This window comes from Phocaeicola sp., from assembly GCF_048170425.1.
In the GTDB taxonomy this organism is placed as follows: domain Bacteria; phylum Bacteroidota; class Bacteroidia; order Bacteroidales; family Bacteroidaceae; genus Phocaeicola.
The window spans coordinates 1-2,910 of the sequence record NZ_DBEXBB010000023.1; the positions used below are offsets into that span (position 1 = coordinate 1).

At 46.4% G+C, this 2,910-nt stretch carries 3 protein-coding genes; all 3 read right to left on the reverse strand.

Annotation, left to right across the window (positions count from 1 at the left end; genetic code table 11):
* Window positions 1–40: 40 nt before the first annotated feature.
* The gene (murQ, locus tag ACMJ0U_RS00905) at window positions 41–850 is read right to left on the reverse strand and encodes an N-acetylmuramic acid 6-phosphate etherase (protein ID WP_005824981.1); all 810 of its coding nucleotides are present in this window, start codon (window positions 848–850) and stop codon (window positions 41–43) included.
* A gap of 46 nt (window positions 851–896) precedes the next feature.
* The gene (locus ACMJ0U_RS00910; protein ID WP_417127538.1) at window positions 897–1,736 is read right to left on the reverse strand and encodes a BadF/BadG/BcrA/BcrD ATPase family protein; all 840 of its coding nucleotides are present in this window, start codon (window positions 1,734–1,736) and stop codon (window positions 897–899) included.
* A 129-nt stretch (window positions 1,737–1,865) separates the two neighbouring features.
* Window positions 1,866–2,910: acyltransferase family protein (locus tag ACMJ0U_RS00915; RefSeq protein WP_417127539.1), on the reverse strand; the 1,045-nt coding region annotated here is incomplete at its 5' end.

Consider the following 2,910-nt stretch of genomic DNA (forward strand, 5'->3'; position numbering starts at 1 on the left):
TATTGCTTTCATAATAAAGGAATTTAAGAGTGAGTAATAGCTAAATCCGGTACGCATCCACTGCCTTTTTCACCGAACCGTGCATCAACAGCAGCGCCTTGGCTTTGCCATAGTCCAGTCCGAGTTCCTCTACAATCATACGGGTACCACGGTCCACAAGCTTTTTGTTACTGAGTTGCATATTCACCATTTTGTTGCCTTTCACGCGTCCCAACTGTATCATGACGGAAGTGGTAATCATATTCAGTATCATTTTCTGTCCTGTTCCCGATTTCATGCGTGAGCTTCCCGTCACATATTCAGGTCCTACAATCATTTCGATGGCTACATCTGCCTCTGCTGCCATTGGAGAGTCCGGGTTGCTGGTGATACAGCCGGTCAGTATGCCGTGTTCGCGTGCCTCGTGCATGGCACCAATCACGTAGGGGGTGGTACCGGATGCAGCAATACCGATGACCGTATCCTTATCTGTAATATTGCGTTCCGTCAACTCTTCCCAACCGCGGTGAATGTCATCTTCGGCATTCTCTACCGGATTTCTCAATGCAGTGTCACCACCGGCAATCAAGCCGATAACCAGCGTGGGGGGCATACCGAAAGTCGGTGGAATTTCCGAAGCGTCGAGTACGCCCAGACGTCCACTGGTACCCGCACCCATGTAGAAGATGCGTCCGCCTTGTTTCATGCGGGGCACAATCTGGGTTACCAACTTTTCTATTTGAGGGATTGCCCTCTGTACGGCAAGCGCCACTTTCTGGTCTTCGGTATTGATGTCTTCCAGAATTTCACGGACTGATTTCTTTTCCAAGTCATTGTAGAGCGATGGTTGCTCTGAGATTTTTACGAACATAAGGCTATTTACTATTTGACGATTTACTATTTACGATTTGTCACTTTCAGTTGTGATATTTGATGAGTCCTTCCATGGGGCTCTTGATGATTGCACCCAGTTGGATACCCATTTCTTTGGCAGCTTCTGCCAGAACTTCCTTGTAATAGAAGGCTACGGAACCGATGAAATGTACTTTTTGATGCTGATAGTCTTCATATTGCATGACATTGCGTTTAAGGAATGCCTTAAAGCTGTTCAGTACCAGAGCGCGTACACAAGGTTCACCCAGATTCTGTGCAAGAAATGGTGACAAGCTTGCCAGGAAACGGTTGGGGAAAGGTTTACGGTAGACACGGTCGATGATATCAGCAGGTGTCAGGTCGAACTGTTTGAGGAATTTCTCTTTCAGCTCGGGTGTCATCTGATTTTTCAAGATATCGCCTACCAACAGTTTGCCCAAGCAGGCTCCGCTGCCTTCGTCTCCCAAGATGAATCCCAGAGGAGATACATTGGTGACAATGCTTTTTCCGTCATAATAACATGAGTTGGAGCCGGTCCCCATGATGCAGGCAATGCCTGAGTCATGTCCGCAGAGGCCACGTGCGGCAGCCAGCATATCGGTATTGACTTCCACTTCATTTTTCACACTGAGGTGTTTGGTTATGGCACGGTGCACCATACTTATCTTGTCGGGAAATCCGCATCCTGCACCATAAAAGTATACGGCATCCAGTTCACTTGTTTTCAGCTGAGGTACTAGCGCTGTTGCTATTTCATTACTGATTTCCTCTTCCGACTGAAAGAAAGGGTTCGTCCCTTTCGTGAATATCTGTTGGAGAAGTACTCCATTCTCTACAACACACCAATCGGTCTTTGTAGAGCCACTGTCTGCTATTAGAATCATATAAATAATGTTTAATGATTAGGGATTAGGGGTTAGTGATTAAGGATTAGTGATTAATACGTTGCCTATAATTAAGAAACAGTATCACCTACCATTAATCACTAATCCTTAATCACTAACCCCTAATCCTTATATTTTGATATATATTTTTCGTTTGTACAACTGGTAGCCGATACACCAGTTAATGGCGATAAACAGCAGGGCAAAGGCAAGGGAACCGGCGGTTTCACCGAAAACGGGCATGAGGACTATATTGTATAAGAATCCGTGTATACTGATGCTGCCGTCTCCCCACGGGAAGCTGATGCTACCGAAAAGTATGCTAAGTACGCCGCCCAATACATACATGAACAGCGGATTCACACCGAATGCCTCGAAAAACATGCTCCACTTCTTATAGCCTTTCACATCAATAATCCAGATAAGCAATGCCAGAAAACTGGATGCCAGTCCGCAAGTGACGAATACGTAGGTAGGAGACCATATTTTCTTGTTGATGGGGCAACCGTAGCTTAGCAGGAAACCAGAGAAAGTAAGGATAACACCTACCAGAAACAGTGTGATAAGCTGCGAATTGAGAAATGAGGCACGGTCTTCCGACTTGTTGCCGTCCAGCATCAGCCGTCCTACACAGAATCCCAGCAACACGTGTGCAATGGCAGGGATAGTACTTAACAAACCTTCGGGATCTATGCCGTTATCCTTGTACATGTGTGCAGGGGTCAGGATGGCACGGTCTACCACGGAAAGAATGTTTGTTTCATTATAGGCGAAACCGTTGCCACACATCAACAGTATGAAGTAACCTATTAATAGGCTGGCAATCAGATAAGGTATATGTTTATGCTTCATGGTTAGTGCAATGATGGAGGCTGCTCCGTAGCAAAGGGCCAGCCGTTGCATGACACCCAGGATACGGATACGGTCGAATGTCCAGACGGAAGCCCATAGTTTTTCTCCAAAACTGAGGTCGTCCGGAGCTGAAGCCCAGTAATAGCAGAAACGTGAGAACCAGCCGATGGCCATGCCTATGAGGAAAATGACGATGGTGCGTTTCAGTATCTTCATGCCGGCGGCGTGGCTGAACTCGAAGTTGTATTTCTTCAGGGAAATGTATGTGGAAATTCCCATGATAAACATGAAGAAGGGAAAGACGAGGTCGGTGGGGGTCAGA